Raw genomic sequence first — 16,347 nt, 5'->3', positions numbered from 1 at the left:
CTCGGCCTCGACGAGCGTCAGAGACCGAGCGTCGAGGCCATGGCCTCGCGGGCGTCGGAGAACGACGCCGCCACCCGCTGCAGGGCCCGCGCGTCGGCGAAGGCGTGCGCGATGGGGTACTCGCGCATGTAGCCGTAGCCGCCGTGGAGCTGCATGCCCTCGTCGGCCGCCACGAGGCAGGTCTCCACGGCCGCGGTCCGTGCCAGCGCCGCCTGCCCCGACGTGAGCGAGCCGTCGACGGCGGCGGTGAGGGCGGCGTCCACCGCCAGCTGGGCCAGCTCGAGCCGGACGCCCACCGCGGCCAGGGCGTGTCGGGTGTTCTCCAGCTCGGCGAGGGGGCGGCCGAAGACCTTGCGCTCGTGGACGTACGCCACGGTCAGGTCGAGGGAGGCCCGGGCGGAGGCCACGGCGACGACGCCGACCCAGAGGTCGAGGTCACGACGAAGGATCGCGGCGAGGCCGTCCCCCGGGAGCGCCGAGGGCACGGCCGCGACCACGAGGTCGGCCTGACCGGACTCGCGGGCCCCGAGGGCGTCCTCCACGGGCGAGCGCTTCACGGTGACGTCGGCACCCGAGACGACGGCGACACCGTCCTCGCCCGCGCCGACGAGGAAGAGGTCGGCTGCGGAGCCGGAGACCACACCGGCCAGCTCGACGTCGGCGTCGTCCGGCTCGACCGCACGACCCAGGCCGGCCACGGAGGCGACGACCTCGCCGTCGGCGAGCGACGAGACCCAGCCGTCGCGCTGACCGTCGTCGGCGTGGGCCAGGACGAACGGCAGGCAGACCCCGCTGTGGACGGCGATCGAGAGCGCGAGCCCGAGCGCCCCCGCTGCCGCGACCTCCTCGACCAGCACCGCGGTGAACCGAGGGTCCTCGATGCCTCCGCCGCCCAGGTCCTCGGGAGCGACGATCGCGAGGAAGCCCTGCTCGGCGAAGGAGCGCAGAACCTCGTGCGGCAGGACGCCGGCCTCTCGCCACTGCTCGAGGTGAGGCACGACCTCCGCGGCCACGAGCTGCCGCACGCTGCCGCGAAAGTCCTGGTGGTCCTTGTCGAACACCGCCCGCTCGACCACGGTCAGCCCCGCTGGTCGAACCGACGACCGAGGTACTCCGACGCGATCCTCGTGCGCTGGATGGCCGGGGTGCCGCCGGCGATGGCCCATCCGACGGCGTCGCGGTGCAGGCGCTCGATCTCGTACTCGGCGGCGTAGCCGTACCCGCCGTGGAGCTGGATGGCGATGTCGGTGACGCGCTTGACCATCTCGTTGACGTAGCACTTGGCCACGGACGCCTCGAGGGTGTCGGGTGCGCCCGTGCCCGCGTTCGCGGCGGCCCGCCACACGAGCAGGCGTCCCGCCTCCACCTGGACGACCATGTCGGCCAGGCCGGCCTGGACCATCTGGAACTCCACGATGTCCTTGCCGAACTGCTGACGCTCCTGGACGTACTTGGCCGTGCGGTCGAGCGCCGTCTGGGCGATCGCGAGGCACGCCGTGCTGTTGCCGAGGCGCTCCACGGAGAAGGCCGTGAAGAGCTTGTTGAAGCCGCCCTCGGGGATGATGATGTTCTCGACCGGGACGCGGACGTCCTCGAACGTCATGTCCGCCGAGCCCACGCCGCGGTGACCCATGAGCTCCTCCTGCGGCCCGAACGTCAGGCCGGGCGTGTCCTTATCGACCAGGACGGCACCCATGCCGCGGCCGCCGAGGACGTCGCTGAAGCGCACGTACACCAGGTACTGCTCGGCGTGGCCGGCACCGGAGCACCAGCGCTTGCTGCCGTTGATGACGACCTCGTCACCGTCGATCCGCGCCTTGGTCTTGGCGTCGGTCGCGGCCGAGCCCGCGTCGGCCTCGGAGATGCAGATGGCGATCGTGACCTCGCCCGCGGCGACCGGGGGCAGGAAGCGCTGCTTCTGCTCCTCCGTGCCGAACAGGTGGATCACGCGGGCCGGTCCGGCCGACGCCTCGAAGATGGGCCACGCCGACAGCGGGTTGGCCTTGGCGAACTCCTCCTGCACGAGCAGGGCGTCGAGGAGCGGGCGACCGCCTCCGCCGTACTCCTCGGGCAGCGGCAGCGCGAGCAGGCCCTGCTTGGCGAGGTACTTGCGGTCCTCCACCGGCATGGGGGTGCGCTCGGCGTCCCACTGGCGGGCCAGCGGGGCGTACTTGTCCTGGGCGATCTGACGGGCCAGGGCGCGCAGCTCCTGCTGCTCGTCGGTGAGCTCGAACATGGTGGTCTTCTTCCTGGTCGGCTGGACGGGGTCCAGGGTCAGCTGTTGGTCCAGACGGGTGGGCGCTTCTCCACGAAGGCGCGGGCTCCCTCGGCGGCGTCGTCCGAGGCGCGGACGGGGCCCGTGAAGGCTTCCTGCCGCTCGAACGCCTCGTCCAGGGGCCAGTCGGCGGAGTCGATGACGATGCGCTTGGCCGCCTTGAGGGCCAGGGGTGCGTTGGCAGCGATGCTGCGAGCGAGCGCCACGGCCGTGGCCAGTGCCTCGCCGTCCGGTGCGACGCGGTTGACGAGCCCGAGCTCGAGGCCGCGCCGGGCGCTCACGGACTCGCCGGTGAGCACGAGCTCCATCGCGACGGCACGGGGGATGCGGGCCGGGAGGCGCAGCACTCCGCCGGCCGCAGCCACGAGTCCGCGCTTGACCTCGGGCAGACCCAGCTGGGCGCTCTCGCCGGCGACGATGAGGTCGCACGCGAGGGCGATCTCGAGGCCGCCGCCGAGGGCCTTGCCCTCGATGGCGGCGATCATGGGCTTCGCGGCCGGCTTCTCCACGATGCCGAAGCCCCCCCGCACGGCGTGGCGCGGACGCTCGCGGGTCGCGGCGAAGGCCTTGAGGTCCATCCCGGCACAGAACGTCGGACCGTTGCCGGCCAGCACGACCACCGAGACGTCGTCGCGCTCGTCGACCTCGTCGAGGCGGGCCGCCACGAGGTCGGCGGTCGGCTTGTCGATGGCGTTGCGCACGTGGGGTCGGTTCAGCGTCACCACGGCGACGCCGTCCTTCACCTCGAGCAGGACCGCCTCGGACGGCTCGGTCATCGCGGCGCCATCCGGATGGCCCCGTCGAGGCGGATCGTCTCGCCGTTGAGCATCGCGTTCTCGATGATCGCTCCGGCGAGGTGGGCGTACTCCGACGCCTGGCCGAGGCGGCTGGGGTGCGGGACGGTCCTGGCGAGGGAGTCGCGGACGTCCTGGGAGAGACGGGCGAGGATCGGGGTGTCGAACGTGCCGGGCGCGATCGTCATGACGCGGATGGCCTTGCTCGCGAGGTCGCGCGCGGCCACGATCGTCATGCCGTGGATCCCGGCCTTGGCCGAGGCGTACGGCATCTGGCCGATCTGGCCCTCGAACGCAGCGACCGAGGCGGTCAGGATGACGACACCACGGTCGCCGTCGACGGGCTCGTTCTTGGCCATCTCTGTGGCCGCGAGCCGCAGGACGTTGAACGAGCCGAACAGGTTGATCGAGACGACCTCCTTGTAGAGGTCGTAGTCGCCGGCGGTCCCGTCGCGGTTCACGAGGCGCACCGCGCCACCGCGACCTGCGCAGTGCACGACCGCCCGGAGCGGCCCGTGCGACGCCGCCAGGGCGATGGCCTCGGCCACCGGCTCCTCCTCGCGCACGTCGGCGCGGACGAAGGACACCCGGTCGCCCAGCTGCTCGGCCACCTCACCGCCGTTCTCGGCGTAGTCGGCGATGACGACGTGGGCCGCGCCCTCGGCGAGCAGGTGCTCGACGGTCGCGAGGCCGAGGCCGGACGCGCCGCCCGTGACGACGGCGGAGATGCCAGAGATGTTCATGCGTGGTGCTCCTGTGCTGGTGGGGGTGCGAAGCGGTCCTGGAAGGAGGTCAGAGCCGCTCGATGATCGTGGCGTTGGCCATGCCGCCGGCCTCGCACATGGTCTGGAGGCCGTACCGACCGCCGGTGGCCTCGAGGGCGTTGAGCATGGTGGTCATGAGCCGGACGCCCGAGGCGCCCAGCGGGTGGCCCAGGGCGATGGCTCCGCCGCGCGGGTTCAGGCGCTTGGGGTCGGCGTCGAAGTGCTTGGCCCAGGCCAGCGGCACCGACGCGAACGCCTCGTTGACCTCGTAGTGGTCGATCTCGTCGATCGTGAGGCCGGAGCGGGCGAGCACCTTCTCGGTGGCCGGGATCGGACCCGTCAGCATCGTGAGCGGGTCGTCGCCGGCGAGGCCGAAGGCGTGGAAGCGGGCGCGGGGCGTCAGCCCCAGCTCGGCGGCCTTCTCCTCGCTCATGATGAGCATCGCGGCGGCGCCGTCGGTGAGCTGCGAGGAGTTGCCGGGCGTGATGTTCCAGGTCGCGATCTCGGGGAACCGGGCCACGTACTCGTCGGTCTGGAAGACGGCACGGAGCTTCGCCAGGCCGTCCTGCGTGGTGCCGGCGCGCGGGGTCTCGTCGAGGGAGACCACGTCACCCTCCGGCGTCGTGATGGGGACGATCTCGCCGGAGAAGTCGGTGGCGAGCGCGTTGTCGTGGGAGGCGGCCGAGAAGGCGTCGAGGGCGTCGCGGTCGAACCCGAAGCGCGTCGCGATCAGCTCGGCGGAGACGCCCTGCGGGATGAGGCCGGGGGCGTAGCGCTCGGCCACGGACGGGCCGTACGGGTCCTGCCCGATGCGCGAGGTCAGCATGGGGATGCGGCTCATCGACTCGACGCCCGAGGCGATGGCGATGTCGTACGCACCGGCGATGACGCCCTGCGCGGCGAAGTCGGCGGCCTGCTGGCTCGAGCCGCACGCGCGGTTCATGGCCACCGACGGGACGGACTCGGGCAGGCCGGCGGCGAGCCAGGCCCAGCGGCCCACCGGACCGGCCTGCTCACCGACCTGGCTCACGCAGCCGGTGAGGACGTCGTCGACCGTGGCCGGGTCGAGGTCGTTGCGCTCGACGAGCTGGCGCAGGGTCTGTCCGAGCAGCTCGACCGGGTGGACGCCCGAGAGCGCGCCGCCGGGGCGGCCGTCCTTGGGCGCCTTGCCCTTCGCCATGGGGGAACGGACGGCGTCGACGATGACGGCGGTGCGGGTCATGACTTCTCCTCGGGGTCGTGCGGGGCGGGTGCGGGCTGGGTCGCGACGAGTGCGGCGGTGTCCCAGTAGTAGGCGCGGATGGTGCGGACCTTGTCGCCGTCGAAGCACCAGCGCTCCAGCGCGCCGGAGGGGACGGGCGGTCCGCCGGAGGGCGAGACATAGGTGAAGACGAGCTCGGCCACGACGCCGGAGTCGTCGGCCGTCACGCTGCGGACCCGCAGCGCGGTGGGTCCGACGGGAGACTCCGCGGCGGCCATCCCCGCGAAGATCTTGCGGAGGATCCGGGCGCCCTCCACCCGGCCGCCGTAGGGCAGCGAGACGGGCCACTCGATCGACGCGTCGGCGACGAAGTGGTCATCGACGATCGCGGTGAGGGCGTCGGCGTCACGCCCGCTGACGGCAGCGTAGAAACGCTCCACCACTGCAGCGTGAGCCGCTGCCGAGGACTGTTCGGAGCCCATGTCCACTCCCAGCACACCAGGCGGTTCTTTTTGAACCGCAGTGTCTCACAACTTACTGCGTGCCTTCCGCGGCGTCAACGCGGTTCGTCGCGAAGCAGTGCCGGGAGCAGGAAGTACTCCATCTTGGCGGCCAGCTCGGCCTGCTCGGAGGCCACGCGATACCGCACGGACGCGGCCACCAGCTGGACCCACTCGGCGATGGCCCGGGTCCCCAGGCCGTCGCGCAGGACGCCCTGCTCCCGGGCCTCCTCGAGCAGCGGCTCGAGGATGTCGACCACGACGTCGGTGAGGGCCGACGGTCCCGACATGAAGAGGAAGGCGCGCTGCTCGGGCATCGCCTGGGCGAGGTTCTCGGCCTCGGGGTCGGAGGCGGCGAGCTGCACCATCGTCATGAGGACCTGCATGACCTGTCCGCGCAGCGGGAGCGAGCGGTCGACGGGGGTGGCCTTCACGACCTCGCCCAGCTCCCGCACCCGGGCAGCCATGGCGAGCTCGACGATCTCGTTGCGGCTCGAGACCCAGTCGTAGACGGTCTGCCGTACGACGCCGGCACCCTCGGCGATGTCGCTCATCCTCGTGCTGCGCACGCCGCGCTCGAGGAACAGTCGGCGCGCGGACTCCAGGATCCGCTCCGGCGTGGCGGTGTCGCCCTCGCGCTCGGTCACGGACTCCATGGATCGCACCCTAGGCAGCACGACAGACTGCGTCAATTGTCGTGCTGCGTGTCGGGGCGCTCCATGACGGCCACCATCGTGGCCCGGGCTGACGCACAGCGCCGACCCTGCGCGTCCTCGAGGGCCGCCTCCAGGAACTGGAGCCTGCTGCCGCCCGGGAGCGACGAGGCCCGCACGGTGACCTCGCCGTGCAGCGGCCGGTGGAACTCCAGCTGCAGGTTCGCCGTCGCCGGGACGAACCGCGCCGACGCCCTCATGGCCAGCACGCCGAAGGCCTGGTCGGCCATGGCGGCGAGGATGCCGCCGTTCACCGCGCCGTTGGGGTTCAGCGGGAACGGGCCGGGCCCTCCACGCAGGAGCGCACCCCGCTCGGTCAGCTCGAGGCACGTGAGCTCGAGCGCAGCGACCGAGCGCCACGCGGTGGCCCAGGCCACCCACTCGCCGCCAGGGGCGTCGGGCAGGGGCCAGAGGGACTCGGAGGGCACGGTCACGGGATTCTCCTGCGTCATGAGTGATCGTTCGCGATCTCGGCCAGCCAGCACCGGATTGACTGTTGCCAAGGGGATGCCTCGTGGTGCAGTCTTGAGAACGATCGTTTACATTGAGGTCGAGGACCACTATCCTCGACCGCATCCGACGGAGCAAGACCCTGGCCCGGCCAGGCCCGCTCCAGGCCATCATCAGGAGGACCCGATGAGCTACAACCTGCCGACCGAGAACTCGCTGCGCGGGCCCTTCCAGCCCATGCGGTTCGAGGCCACCGTGGACGAGTGCATCGTCACCCACGGCGAGATCCCCAAGGACCTGGCCGGCGGCTTCTACCGCACCGGTCCCACCTGGAAGCGCCCCACGAAGCAGGGACCCAACGCCCTCCTCAGCATGGACGGCATGGTCCAGGGCCTCACGTTCGAGGACGGCGAGGCGTACTTCAAGAACCGCTGGATCCAGACGCCCAAGTACGTCCTCGAGGCCAAGCACAAGCAGGGCATGTTCGAGTGGACCGACAACGGTTTCGGCGACTGGCGCGACACCGCCTACGGCGAGGTCATCCGCGACGCCGGCAACCGTGGCGTCTCGCGCGGCGTGGCCAACATCAACATCTTCCCGTTCGGCGACGAGATGCTCGCCTCGAGCGAGCAGGGCGGCCCGCCCATCGCGATCGACCCCATGACGCTGGAGACCAAGGGCATCGTCCCGTGGTCGCCGCGGCTCAGCAGCGGCCTCCACACGCCCGCCGCCTACGGTGACGCCACGTTCTCGGCGCACCCGAAGTGGGACCACGACACCGGCATGCTCTACGGCTGGGCCTACAGCGACGAGGCCCCCTACGTGACGATGCACTACGTCTCGCCCGACGGCGAGGTGGAGTCGCGCGAGCTGTGGGACGCCCCCTACAACACGGTGGCGCACGACGTCTGGCTCACGCCCGAGTGGGTCGTCATGCCGTTCCAGCCGTTCCTGGTGGACAAGAAGCGCATCGAGAAGAACCTCAACGTGTGGGAGTGGAACGAGGAGCTCCCCATCGTCATCGCGCTCATCCCCCGCCACGACCTGCAGGGCGAGATCCGCTGGATCAAGACCGACCTGCCGCCGCAGTACGTCATGCACACGATGTCGGCCAACGTCGTCGACAACGTCCTGCAGCTCGACGGCCCCATCTTCAACCGGCCCCCGTTCCCGTTCGAGCAGGACTTCGCCGAGGGCGACGACATCGCGCTCTTCTTCTCCATCGCGAAGAGCTTCCTCGGCCGCTGGAACATCGACCTCGCCACGGGCAAGGCCACGTCGGAGCAGCTGTCGGACCGTCCGTCCGAGCTGCCCAAGGTCGACGAGCGCTACTACGGCAAGGGCTACGAGTTCGGCTACCAGGTCGGCGGCATCATGAAGGGCTCGGGCATGAAGATGAACAGCCTCGTGGTCACCAACATGAAGACCATGGCCGAGCAGGTCCACGTGATCCGCACCGACGAGCCGGCCGCCGTGCTGGAGGCGACGTTCGCGCCACGCTCCCCCGACGCGCCCGAGGGCGACGGCTACATCATCGTGCCGGTCTCCTGGTGGGCCCAGAAGCGCGGCGAGTACCAGATCTTCGACACGCACGACATCACGCAGGGCCCCATCTGCAACATCGAGCTGCCCTTCCAGATGGGCTGGACGCCCCACGGTCACTGGAAGGACTTCCGGTGACCGGATGACCCGCACGGGCGCTCCGGACCACCGAGACGCGCGATGCTCCTGCGACGGAAGGTGCCCGTGAAGCACACCGTGAGAACCGGGATCGCGGTGGCGGCGATGATCACGGGCGCGGCTGTCGTGCTGGGCTCAGTGGCAGGACTCATCGCCATCGTGCCCGAGACGGGGCGCGACCTCGGGGCCAGTCAGTCCCAGGTGCAGCTCGTCATCGACGTCACCGCGGTCGCCCTGGGGGCGCTCGTCCTGCCGTTCGGTGCGATGCTCGACCGGTACGGCCGCCGCCGCGGAGCGCTGTGGGGCTTCTCGGGCCTCGCGCTCGCGCTGCTGGCCAGCTCGGTCGCGGACACCGTCCCGGAGATGTTGCTGGCCCGCACGGCCACCGGGATCTTTGCCGCGATCGGCTTCCCCGCGACGCTGGCGACCCTCACCTCGATCGTGAGCGAGGACAAGCGCCCCCGGGCCGTGGCCGCGTGGTCGGCGGCCACCATGGCCGGCGGCACCGCGGCGCTCCTGATCGCCGGGGCGGCCGCCGAGGTGGGCCACTGGAGGGCGTTCTTCGTCGTGATGGCCGGCCTGTCCGTGCTCGTCGCGCTCGGGACGCTCATCGCGGTGCCGGAGACTCGTGATCCGGAGGGATCGCACGTCGACGTGGTCGGGTCGCTCCTGTCCATCGTCGGGATCGGTGCGGTCATCGTGGCGATCATCGAGATGCCGGTCCATGGCATCACGTCCGCCAGGGTCGCTGGGACCCTCACCGTCGGCGTGCTCTTCATGACGCTGTTCGTGACGTGGTGCCTCCGGGCGTCCCAGCCGCTGATCGACCTCCGGCTCCTGAGGAACCGCAGGTTCTCCGCCGCCGTGTTCTCGGTCCTGCTGCTCTACCTGTGCGCGTACGGATGGTTCTTCCTCTCCTTCCAGTACGGCTCGTACGTCTTGGGCTACGGCCCTCTCGCTGCCGCAGGCCTCCTCCTCACCAACGCCGTCGCGACCGTCCCGGCGAGCTTCTTCGGACCAGCGGCAGTGCGCCGGTGGGGATTCCGAGCAGCCATGACCGCCGCGCTGCTCGCCGCAGCGGCGGGACTGGCGATCATGGCTGCCACGGGCAGTGCCCGCGACCCCGTCCTCCTGGCGATCGGGTTCTGCGCCTTCGGCCTCGGCCTCGGCCTGGGCATGACGCCGGCCACCGAGGAGATCATCAGCTCGCTGCCGGGCTCGCGCCAAGGTGCAGCGTCGGCCATCAACGACGTCGTCAGGGAGCTGGGCGCCGCCTCGGGCATCGCGGTGTTCGGTGCCATCTTCAACGCGTACTACCGCTCCAGCATCGACGGGGCGGGACTCGCACCCACGGTCGTCGGTCCCGTGCGCGACAGCCCCGCGATCGGCACAGCCGTAGCAGCAGATCGGCCCGGTGTCCTGGCGGCCATCGAGACGGCTGTGGTCTCCGGGTGGAACGCGACCTTCGTCGTCGGCACCGCGGTCCTTCTCGTCGCGGCCGTCTGGGTCTGTGCGCGATCAGGCTCTGCGGCGGCGAGCCCGTCCGCGACGGCGCCTACCTCCTGGGAAGACACCCCCGGGCCGAGGCGCTCCACCGCCATGTAGGTGGTCCTTCGTGATCACCAGCGTCGTCAAGGCGTTGGGAGCCGGCACCGAGACCGGGCAGCACACCGTGCTCGTCGTCCGCCTGGGCCCGGCCTCGAACAGGTCGACCGACTCTGCCTGGAGCCGGTCAGCGCCGGCGGGCTGCCGACAGTCCCAGCAGCGCGGCAGCTGCTGCCGTCAGGAGACCGATCGCGGCCACCCTCGGCGAGAGCGCGCCTCGGCGGGTCTCGTCGGTGACCGTGACGAGGTCGAGCACGTCGACGGCCAGGTTGACCCCGGTCCACAGCGGGCGGGCCGTGGGCCGAGCGAGGAGCAGGCCGAGCCCGAGTCCGAGGTTGCGCGAGGCCATGAGCCGGGTGAGCACCGCGCCCGAGGGATGGGCTCGGAAGTCGAGCCCGTAGAGACGTCCGGCGGCGCGAGGTGCCGTCACGGCCACGGTCCCGAGGGCGAGCCGGTGCACGACCAGCGCGGTGTGGGGATCGATCTTCATCGTTCTTCTCCTTCTCACGAGACGACGAGCGGGGCGCGGTGCACGCTGCCGTCGACGCCGCGGAACTCGCGGCCGGGCGGCGGCAGCACCCGTTGCAGGACGATGAGGGCGCCGGCCAGGGCGAACACCAGAAGGCTCCCCACGAGGAACCAACCCTGGCGGAACGGCTCACCCGCGGGCTCGCTGCCGATCACGCCGACCGTGAGGGCGACGAAGAAGACGCCGACCGCAAGGTACGTCCAGGTGAGCAGCGGGTCCAGACCGGACGAGTCCCCACGTCGCGCCAGGGCCTGGATGGTGGCTGGGGCGCACATGGCGTAGGTGACGAGGAACGTCATGAGGTAGATCGGGTCGTCGAGGTAGGTCTTGGTCACCGACCAGAACACCATCCCGACCGCGAGAGCCGCCAGGACGTACCCGAGCCACTGCCGCTGGCTGAGGCGCGGCGCGTACTCGTTCCGTCCGTACCGGATGGTCTGACCGAGGAAGACGAGCTCGAAGCCGAACGTGACGATCAGCCCGCACCAGAAGAGCGGCAGCATCCAGGCCCCCGCGACACCCTCGTAGTCGGTGAACCAGTGCCGGGCATGGATCAGGAAGCTGCCGTCGTGCGCGATGAAGATCGTCGTGGCCCACAGGGCCATGGGCGAGCACTGGTCGCGGCGGGCCGCCCGTGCGCAGGCGTAGAAGTACGTCCAGTTGGCGAGGAAGGCGAGCGCCCCGAAGGCGCAGGCCAGCACCGCCTTGTCGTCGATGACCTGAAGGACCGCGATCTCGTCGTACACCTGGCCTCCTCAGACCTTGGCCGGGGCGCGGGAGACGCCCTCGGTGTCTCGAGGGGACTCGCCGTCGGGAAGGACCCGGAGCAGCCACACGTTGGCCACGCCCCAGCAGACCGCTGTGACCGTGAAGGCCATGAACGGCACCGAGCGGAAGACCTCGTCGAGCGGCCACAGCGCAGCCTGGAAGGCCACGACGATGAACACCACGAAGACCTCCTGCCGCGGGGACTGCCCGAGGCCGCTCCCCCGTCGCAGGGCGAGTGCCGTGCTGAAGGGCAGCGCCCAGAACGCCGTGACGGGGAAGGACACGAGGTAGAGCTCGTCCCCCAGGACTGACTTCGTGACCGCCCAGACCGCCCCGATCCCGAGCATCATCGCGATGCTCAGCAGCGCGAACGTGCGGTGCGAGACCTGCGGGAGCAGCTCGCTCCACCCGTACCGGATGAAGATCGCGACGAAGACGAGCTCGATCACCGAGGTGGCGATGAGCGCGAACCACCAGGCCTTGACCCACCAGTGGTCGTAGGTGTTGAACCAGTCGTCGTACTGCAGCACGAAGCCCAGGTCGTGCATCGCGAACCAGCCGACGGCGGCGAGGGGTGCGGTGTAGACGTGGTGACGGGCCACGAGCCTGAACGACTCGATGAAGTACGAGAACGTGAACACTGCGGCCACCGCGAAGCAGGCCAGCACCCAGTTCCGGTGGTCGTCGATGGACCCGAGCACCGCCACGGGGTCGTAGGACCCGGGCGACGTCACGCCGAGGCCTTCTCCGATGCGGGCTGCAGGACGTACTCGGCCGGGTCGAGATGCTTCATGCGGTTCCACCAGTCGAGGTAGGTCCACGGACCGCTCACGACGACGCGCCCCGCCTCGTTCCGGTAGTACGTCGTCATGCCCTCGTGCGACCAGATGGCCTGGCTCAGGGCCTCGTCGAGCTCCTCGTTGTAGGACTCGAAGACCTCGCGCCGCACCTCGATCGTCGAGACGTCGCCCGAGGCGAGGTGCTCCAGGGCCTGCATGACGTAGCGGACCTGGAACTCGTCGGCGATGATCGCGCTGCCGCCGTGGCCCGCGTTGGTGTTGGGGCCGTTCAGGATGAAGAAGTTCGGGAAGTCCGGCACCGTCACGCCGAGGTAGGCCCGCGCGTCGTGGAAGCCCCACTGCTCGGCGAGCGTCTGTCCCGACGCGCCGCGGATCTCCATGGGCCACAGGAACTGCAGCGTCTTGAAGCCGGTGGCGAGCACCAGGACGTCGACGTCGAAGACCTCGCCGCCGACCGTCTCGACCTTGTGGCCCTCCACACGCTTCACGCCGTCGGTCACGAGCTCGACGTCGTCGCGCTGGATGGTCTCGAACCACCGGTTGTCGAGCAGCGGGCGCTTGCCGTAGGGCGGGTAGTCCGGGATGCAGGCGTCCCAGAGGTCGGGGCGGTCCGCGAGCTGCTCCTTGATGTACTTCGTGAGGAAGACGCGGTGACGCTCGTTCTGGGCGTTGATGGAGCGCTCGGGGTGCGGCCACGTGGGGTCCACCTGGAGCGAGGCGTGCAGACGGTCGCTGAAGTTCCAGAAGGACCGGAGTCGGTACCAGCGGATGTAGGTGGGCACGCGGCGCATGAGGTAGCGGACCGCCTCGGGCACGTCGCGGTGGTAGTTCGGGTGCGGGATGGCCCACTGCTTCGAGCGCTGGAAGACCACGACCTTCTCGGCCTCGCCGGCGATGGACGGGACGAGCTGCATGGCGCTGGCTCCCGTGCCGATGACGCCGACGACCTTGCCCTCGATCTGGACCGAGGGGTCCCACTCCGCGGTGTGCATCGAGGGGCCGTCGAAAGCGTCGATGCCCTCGATGGGCGGGACGGACGGCCGGTTGACCATGCCCACGGCGCTGACGAGGACGGGCGACTCGATGACCTCGACCTCGCCGGAGGCGTGCCGGGCGCGGACGGTCCAGGTGCGCGAGGCGGTGTCGTACGCGGCGCTCTCCACCTCGACGCCGAACTCGATGCCGTCGCGGACGCCGTGCTCCGCCGTGAGTCGCTCGAGGTAGCTGAAGACCTCGGGGCGCTTGGCGAAGAAGCGCGACCACTCGGTGTTGGGCGCGAAGGAGAACGAGTAGAGGTGGCTCGGGGTGTCGACGCCGCAGCCGGGGTAGATGTTCTCCAGCCAGGTGCCGCCGATCTCGGGGTTCTTCTCCAGGATGCGGTAGCGGATCCCGGCGGCCTCGAGCTTGAAGGCGAGGCTCAGCCCGGAGAGGCCGGCGCCGATGATGACCACGGAGAGGTCGTCCTTGGCGGGACCGGTGATCTCCACGTCGCGCGAGACCACGCCCAGCTCCTCCGCGAGGAGCGGGCCGTACTCGGCGGGGACGTCCTCGACGAGCGCGACGCCCAGCATGGTCGCGACCTGCTCGGCCGAGATCTCGGGGAACGTCCGCCCCGACTTCTCCGACCGCAGGATCGCGTCGTGGGCCGCGTCGCGGATCTCGCGCTGCACGTCCTTGGGGAGGCTGCCGCTGTCGTTGTCGTCGAGCACCTTGCCGGGCCTCGGACGGTACGGGTCCTGGAGCCAGCGGTCGTCGCCGGTGAGGTGGGCCAGGACGAGCACGAGGGTGGGGATGTTGGCCTCGTCGAGAGCCTCACGCAGCGCAGGGTCACGGACGTCGGGCGTGGGGTGGGACACGAGAGGCCTCCGGCGGTTCGTCGAACGGAGCCGAGCCTCGACATCCGTCCGGGTGAGAGTGCGCGACCGAATATTGAATGTCGCAGTCTCAATATATCCCCAGAGAGGGTGGCCACGTCAACGACTTCTGGGGCACTGAGTCCAAAAAATGGGGTCAGGGCTGCCGAAGGAGCGTTCTCGGCCGTCCAGGCACGCAGGAGGACTGCCCTTCATCGGACGGACGACCGGGACCTCAGCGGGCGACGCCGGCGAGACCGTGCACCGTGAACCGCGTCAGCTGGTCCACGAGCAGGTCGCGCTCGGGAAGGGTGCCACCGGCGAAGAGCCAGTCGCGATGGATCGTGACCGACAGCGCCATGCCCACGATGAGCCGCACCGCGATGCGCGGCTCGAGGGTCCAGCTCCTCAGGTCGGACTCGACGGCGAGGATCTCGGCCAGCGCGTCGAGCATGGGGGCGAAGGTGAGGTCGAGGTCGGGGAAGTCGCCCTCGTGGTCCTCGTAGGCCAGCGCGGCCAGCAGTGCGAGCAGGAGGCTGCGCTCCTGGTCGATCACCACGAGCAGGTTGTCGTAGAACTCGCGGACCTCGACCTCGCTCTCGCGGGAGCCCCGCGGCCGGTCGTTCCACCCGGCGCTGAAGGCCCGCACGAACTCGTCGACGGGACCGATGACGGCCTCGCGGAACAGCACGGCCTTGGACGGCACGTGCCGGAAGAGGGTCCGCTCGGTGATGCCCGCCGCCGCGGCGATGTCGCGCGTGGTGGTGCCCCGGTAGCCCCGCTGGGCGAACAGCCCGGTGGCGGCGTCGAGCAGCTTCTGCCGGTTCCGGGCGCCGATGAGCCGGCGACCGTCCGCTGCAGCACCCGCGCTCATGTCCGACACCCTACGGACGGACCGCCCCGCCACCGGGACCGGCTCAGACCGCGCCGACGAGCGACCCGCGGCGTGACTCCTCGGTGGCGTAGCAGAGCTTCTCGGCCCGGATGACCCGGTAGAACACGACCCACGTGATGATCAGGAACGGCACGTACGCGCCGACGGGGAGGTAGAACCCGATCGCCCCGTTCCAGGCGAACGGCCCGGACGTGAAGAAGAGGCACAGCATGCCGGTGGAGCCGACGATGGCCATCCAGAGGTTGAGGTAGAGGAACCAGCGCGGGAAGACCTGCGGACCGCGACGCTGGGTCAGACCGGCCATCGCAAGGCAGAAGAGCTGCATGCTGAAGGCGGGGAAGAAGAGCAGGAACTCGAGCCACGTCATGTCGCTGATGAGCTGCACGAGCTCCGGCGAGCGATCGGCGCGGTAGTAGGCGCCGGCCCAGAAGATGAAGGGCAGGATGAACGCGACGGCGTTCACCGCTCCGGCGATGAACGAGGTGATCGACCACATCGGGAAGCGGCGGCCCTCCTCCATCCGCGCGATCTGCATCGAGACCATCGCCGACCACGGGATGAGCAGCGTAGCGCCGAGCAGGCCCGTGAGGATGCCGAGCTTCACCATGTTGAGGTTGTCGTACTTGGCCAGCAGCTGCTCGCCGGTGAGCTCGGGCGACGGCGGCGGGATGAAGCCCGAGAAGACGGCCAGTCCCACGAAGAAGAGCACGCCGAAGCCGATGCCGCAGGCCCACAGGCCCAGCTGGAGCTTCTCGTGGGCGTACTGCGACGGCGTCAGGGGCTCGGACTGCAAGGTCGTCATGGATCGGCTCCGTGCTCGGGGCAGGTCCTCGGTGAGACCCGCGTCACAGGCACAATAGCGTCAGTGTTCACTGACATCAATACCGCCTCCGCATTTCTGAGTCACCCCGTCTCAGGCAAGATCTCGTCTGCGGATCGGCCTGACCGTAGAGTTCTCGCGTGAGTCGAGAGCAGAAGATCCTCCAGGCGGCCGAGCGCCTCTTCTCCGAGCGGAGCTTCGACGGCGTGGGCATCGACGCCATCGGCAAGGAGGCCGGCATCGTCGGGTCCGGCGTCTACCGCCACTTCAGCAGCAAGCAGGAGATCCTCGCGACCCTCATGGACGAGGTCATCGACGCCATGCTGCTCCAGGTCCCCGAGACCACCGACGACCCCCGCGCCGACCTTCGGGCGCTCGTGGCGGTGCACGTCAGGTTCTGCCTCGGCCGCGCCCAGCTGGCCGACATCTGGCAGCGCGAGAACCACCTGCTCACCGACGACCACCTGCGCCGGTTCACCCGTCGCCAGCACCAGTACATCGAGCACTGGGTCGGTCTCCTGGACGCCTGCTACCCCGGCCACCCGCGCGAGGACCTCGTCGCGACCATCCGCGGCGTCCACGCGCTCATGTCCTCGGACACGACGCGACGCGCGGGCAGCCGGCCACCCGCGGACCTCGAGTCGCTGCTCGTCCGGCTCGCCATGGCAGCCATGGACGGGCTCCGCACCGAGGACTGACG

Annotated in this window: 17 protein-coding genes; 3 read left to right on the top strand and 14 right to left on the bottom strand. The window is 70.3% G+C overall.

From position 1 onward, the window contains the following. Positions 1-17: 17 nt before the first annotated feature. From ASD11_RS00755 to ASD11_RS00720, 8 genes are all read right to left on the bottom strand, one after another. Positions 18-1,076, bottom strand: coding sequence for an acyl-CoA dehydrogenase family protein (locus ASD11_RS00755; RefSeq protein ID WP_056281937.1), 1,059 nt, complete (start codon positions 1,074-1,076; stop codon positions 18-20). A 2-nt stretch (positions 1,077-1,078) separates the two neighbouring features. Next, complete coding sequence (locus ASD11_RS00750) at positions 1,079-2,236, bottom strand: acyl-CoA dehydrogenase family protein (RefSeq protein WP_056281934.1); 1,158 nt, start codon at positions 2,234-2,236, stop codon at positions 1,079-1,081. A gap of 38 nt (positions 2,237-2,274) precedes the next feature. Next, the gene (locus tag ASD11_RS00745; RefSeq protein ID WP_056281933.1) at positions 2,275-3,051 is read right to left on the bottom strand and encodes a crotonase/enoyl-CoA hydratase family protein; all 777 of its coding nucleotides are present in this window, start codon (positions 3,049-3,051) and stop codon (positions 2,275-2,277) included. Further along, entirely contained in the window at positions 3,048-3,812 is a 765-nt protein-coding gene (locus ASD11_RS00740; RefSeq protein WP_056281930.1) for an SDR family NAD(P)-dependent oxidoreductase, read from the bottom strand. Before ASD11_RS00740 ends, ASD11_RS00745 begins: the two co-directional genes overlap by 4 nt. Before the next feature lie 49 nt (positions 3,813-3,861). Next, the gene (locus ASD11_RS00735; protein WP_056281925.1) at positions 3,862-5,055 is read right to left on the bottom strand and encodes a thiolase family protein; all 1,194 of its coding nucleotides are present in this window, start codon (positions 5,053-5,055) and stop codon (positions 3,862-3,864) included. Next, entirely contained in the window at positions 5,052-5,474 is a 423-nt protein-coding gene (locus tag ASD11_RS00730; protein ID WP_162246448.1) for a nuclear transport factor 2 family protein, read from the bottom strand. Before ASD11_RS00730 ends, ASD11_RS00735 begins: the two co-directional genes overlap by 4 nt. A 116-nt stretch (positions 5,475-5,590) precedes the next feature. Continuing rightward, on the bottom strand, positions 5,591-6,190 hold the full coding sequence (locus tag ASD11_RS00725) for a TetR/AcrR family transcriptional regulator (protein ID WP_056281917.1): 600 nt from the start codon (positions 6,188-6,190) through the stop codon (positions 5,591-5,593). A 32-nt stretch (positions 6,191-6,222) separates the two neighbouring features. Next, positions 6,223-6,681, bottom strand: a complete 459-nt coding sequence (locus ASD11_RS00720; RefSeq protein ID WP_162246447.1) for a PaaI family thioesterase — start codon at positions 6,679-6,681, stop codon at positions 6,223-6,225. A 202-nt stretch (positions 6,682-6,883) separates the two neighbouring features. Here ASD11_RS00720 and ASD11_RS00715 point away from each other — a divergent pair, with 202 nt between their 5' ends. Further along, complete coding sequence (locus ASD11_RS00715) at positions 6,884-8,377, top strand: carotenoid oxygenase family protein (protein ID WP_056281908.1); 1,494 nt, start codon at positions 6,884-6,886, stop codon at positions 8,375-8,377. A gap of 66 nt (positions 8,378-8,443) precedes the next feature. Beyond that, complete coding sequence (locus ASD11_RS00710; protein ID WP_162246446.1) at positions 8,444-9,982, top strand: MFS transporter; 1,539 nt, start codon at positions 8,444-8,446, stop codon at positions 9,980-9,982. A 127-nt stretch (positions 9,983-10,109) separates the two neighbouring features. On the opposite strand, the gene ASD11_RS00705 is transcribed toward ASD11_RS00710, so the two are convergent. The 6 genes from ASD11_RS00705 to ASD11_RS00680 all read right to left on the bottom strand — a co-directional run bounded on the left by ASD11_RS00705 (position 10,110) and on the right by ASD11_RS00680 (position 15,629). After that, the gene (locus ASD11_RS00705) at positions 10,110-10,472 is read right to left on the bottom strand and encodes a hypothetical protein (RefSeq protein WP_056281903.1); all 363 of its coding nucleotides are present in this window, start codon (positions 10,470-10,472) and stop codon (positions 10,110-10,112) included. A 14-nt stretch (positions 10,473-10,486) separates the two neighbouring features. Then, entirely contained in the window at positions 10,487-11,257 is a 771-nt protein-coding gene (locus ASD11_RS00700) for a hypothetical protein (protein ID WP_056281900.1), read from the bottom strand. 9 nt (positions 11,258-11,266) lie between these two features. Continuing rightward, on the bottom strand, positions 11,267-12,013 hold the full coding sequence (locus ASD11_RS18330; protein ID WP_056281897.1) for a hypothetical protein: 747 nt from the start codon (positions 12,011-12,013) through the stop codon (positions 11,267-11,269). Then, the gene (locus ASD11_RS00690) at positions 12,010-13,935 is read right to left on the bottom strand and encodes a flavin-containing monooxygenase (RefSeq protein ID WP_056281894.1); all 1,926 of its coding nucleotides are present in this window, start codon (positions 13,933-13,935) and stop codon (positions 12,010-12,012) included. The genes ASD11_RS18330 and ASD11_RS00690 overlap by 4 nt, the downstream gene beginning before the upstream one ends. Positions 13,936-14,167: 232 nt before the next feature. Then, a complete protein-coding gene (locus tag ASD11_RS00685) occupies positions 14,168-14,806 on the bottom strand; it encodes a TetR/AcrR family transcriptional regulator (protein ID WP_056281891.1) in 639 nt (212 codons plus the stop codon). Positions 14,807-14,849: 43 nt separating this feature from the next. After that, the gene (locus ASD11_RS00680; protein WP_056281889.1) at positions 14,850-15,629 is read right to left on the bottom strand and encodes a hypothetical protein; all 780 of its coding nucleotides are present in this window, start codon (positions 15,627-15,629) and stop codon (positions 14,850-14,852) included. Between the two features lie 158 nt (positions 15,630-15,787). Here ASD11_RS00680 and ASD11_RS00675 point away from each other — a divergent pair, with 158 nt between their 5' ends. Continuing rightward, on the top strand, positions 15,788-16,345 hold the full coding sequence (locus tag ASD11_RS00675) for a TetR/AcrR family transcriptional regulator (protein ID WP_056281884.1): 558 nt from the start codon (positions 15,788-15,790) through the stop codon (positions 16,343-16,345). Positions 16,346-16,347 lie beyond the last annotated feature (2 nt).

The organism is Aeromicrobium sp. Root495 (assembly GCF_001426755.1).
Classification (GTDB): Bacteria; Actinomycetota; Actinomycetes; order Propionibacteriales; family Nocardioidaceae; genus Aeromicrobium.
This window is presented reverse-complemented; position numbering and strand designations above follow the sequence as displayed.

What these genes read in the sequence shown, in the direction of transcription:
- ASD11_RS00680 (WP_056281889.1), bottom strand. Translation starts at nt 15,629, where the DNA reads ATGACGACCTTGCAGTCCGAGCCCCTGACGCCGTCGCAGTACGCCCAC.
- ASD11_RS00745 (WP_056281933.1), bottom strand. Translation starts at nt 3,051, where the DNA reads ATGACCGAGCCGTCCGAGGCGGTCCTGCTCGAGGTGAAGGACGGCGTC.
- ASD11_RS00740 (WP_056281930.1), bottom strand. Translation starts at nt 3,812, where the DNA reads ATGAACATCTCTGGCATCTCCGCCGTCGTCACGGGCGGCGCGTCCGGC.
- ASD11_RS00725 (WP_056281917.1), bottom strand. Translation starts at nt 6,190, where the DNA reads ATGGAGTCCGTGACCGAGCGCGAGGGCGACACCGCCACGCCGGAGCGG.
- ASD11_RS00705 (WP_056281903.1), bottom strand. Translation starts at nt 10,472, where the DNA reads ATGAAGATCGATCCCCACACCGCGCTGGTCGTGCACCGGCTCGCCCTC.
- ASD11_RS00735 (WP_056281925.1), bottom strand. Translation starts at nt 5,055, where the DNA reads ATGACCCGCACCGCCGTCATCGTCGACGCCGTCCGTTCCCCCATGGCG.
- ASD11_RS00685 (WP_056281891.1), bottom strand. Translation starts at nt 14,806, where the DNA reads ATGAGCGCGGGTGCTGCAGCGGACGGTCGCCGGCTCATCGGCGCCCGG.
- ASD11_RS00750 (WP_056281934.1), bottom strand. Translation starts at nt 2,236, where the DNA reads ATGTTCGAGCTCACCGACGAGCAGCAGGAGCTGCGCGCCCTGGCCCGT.
- ASD11_RS00715 (WP_056281908.1), top strand. Translation starts at nt 6,884, where the DNA reads ATGAGCTACAACCTGCCGACCGAGAACTCGCTGCGCGGGCCCTTCCAG.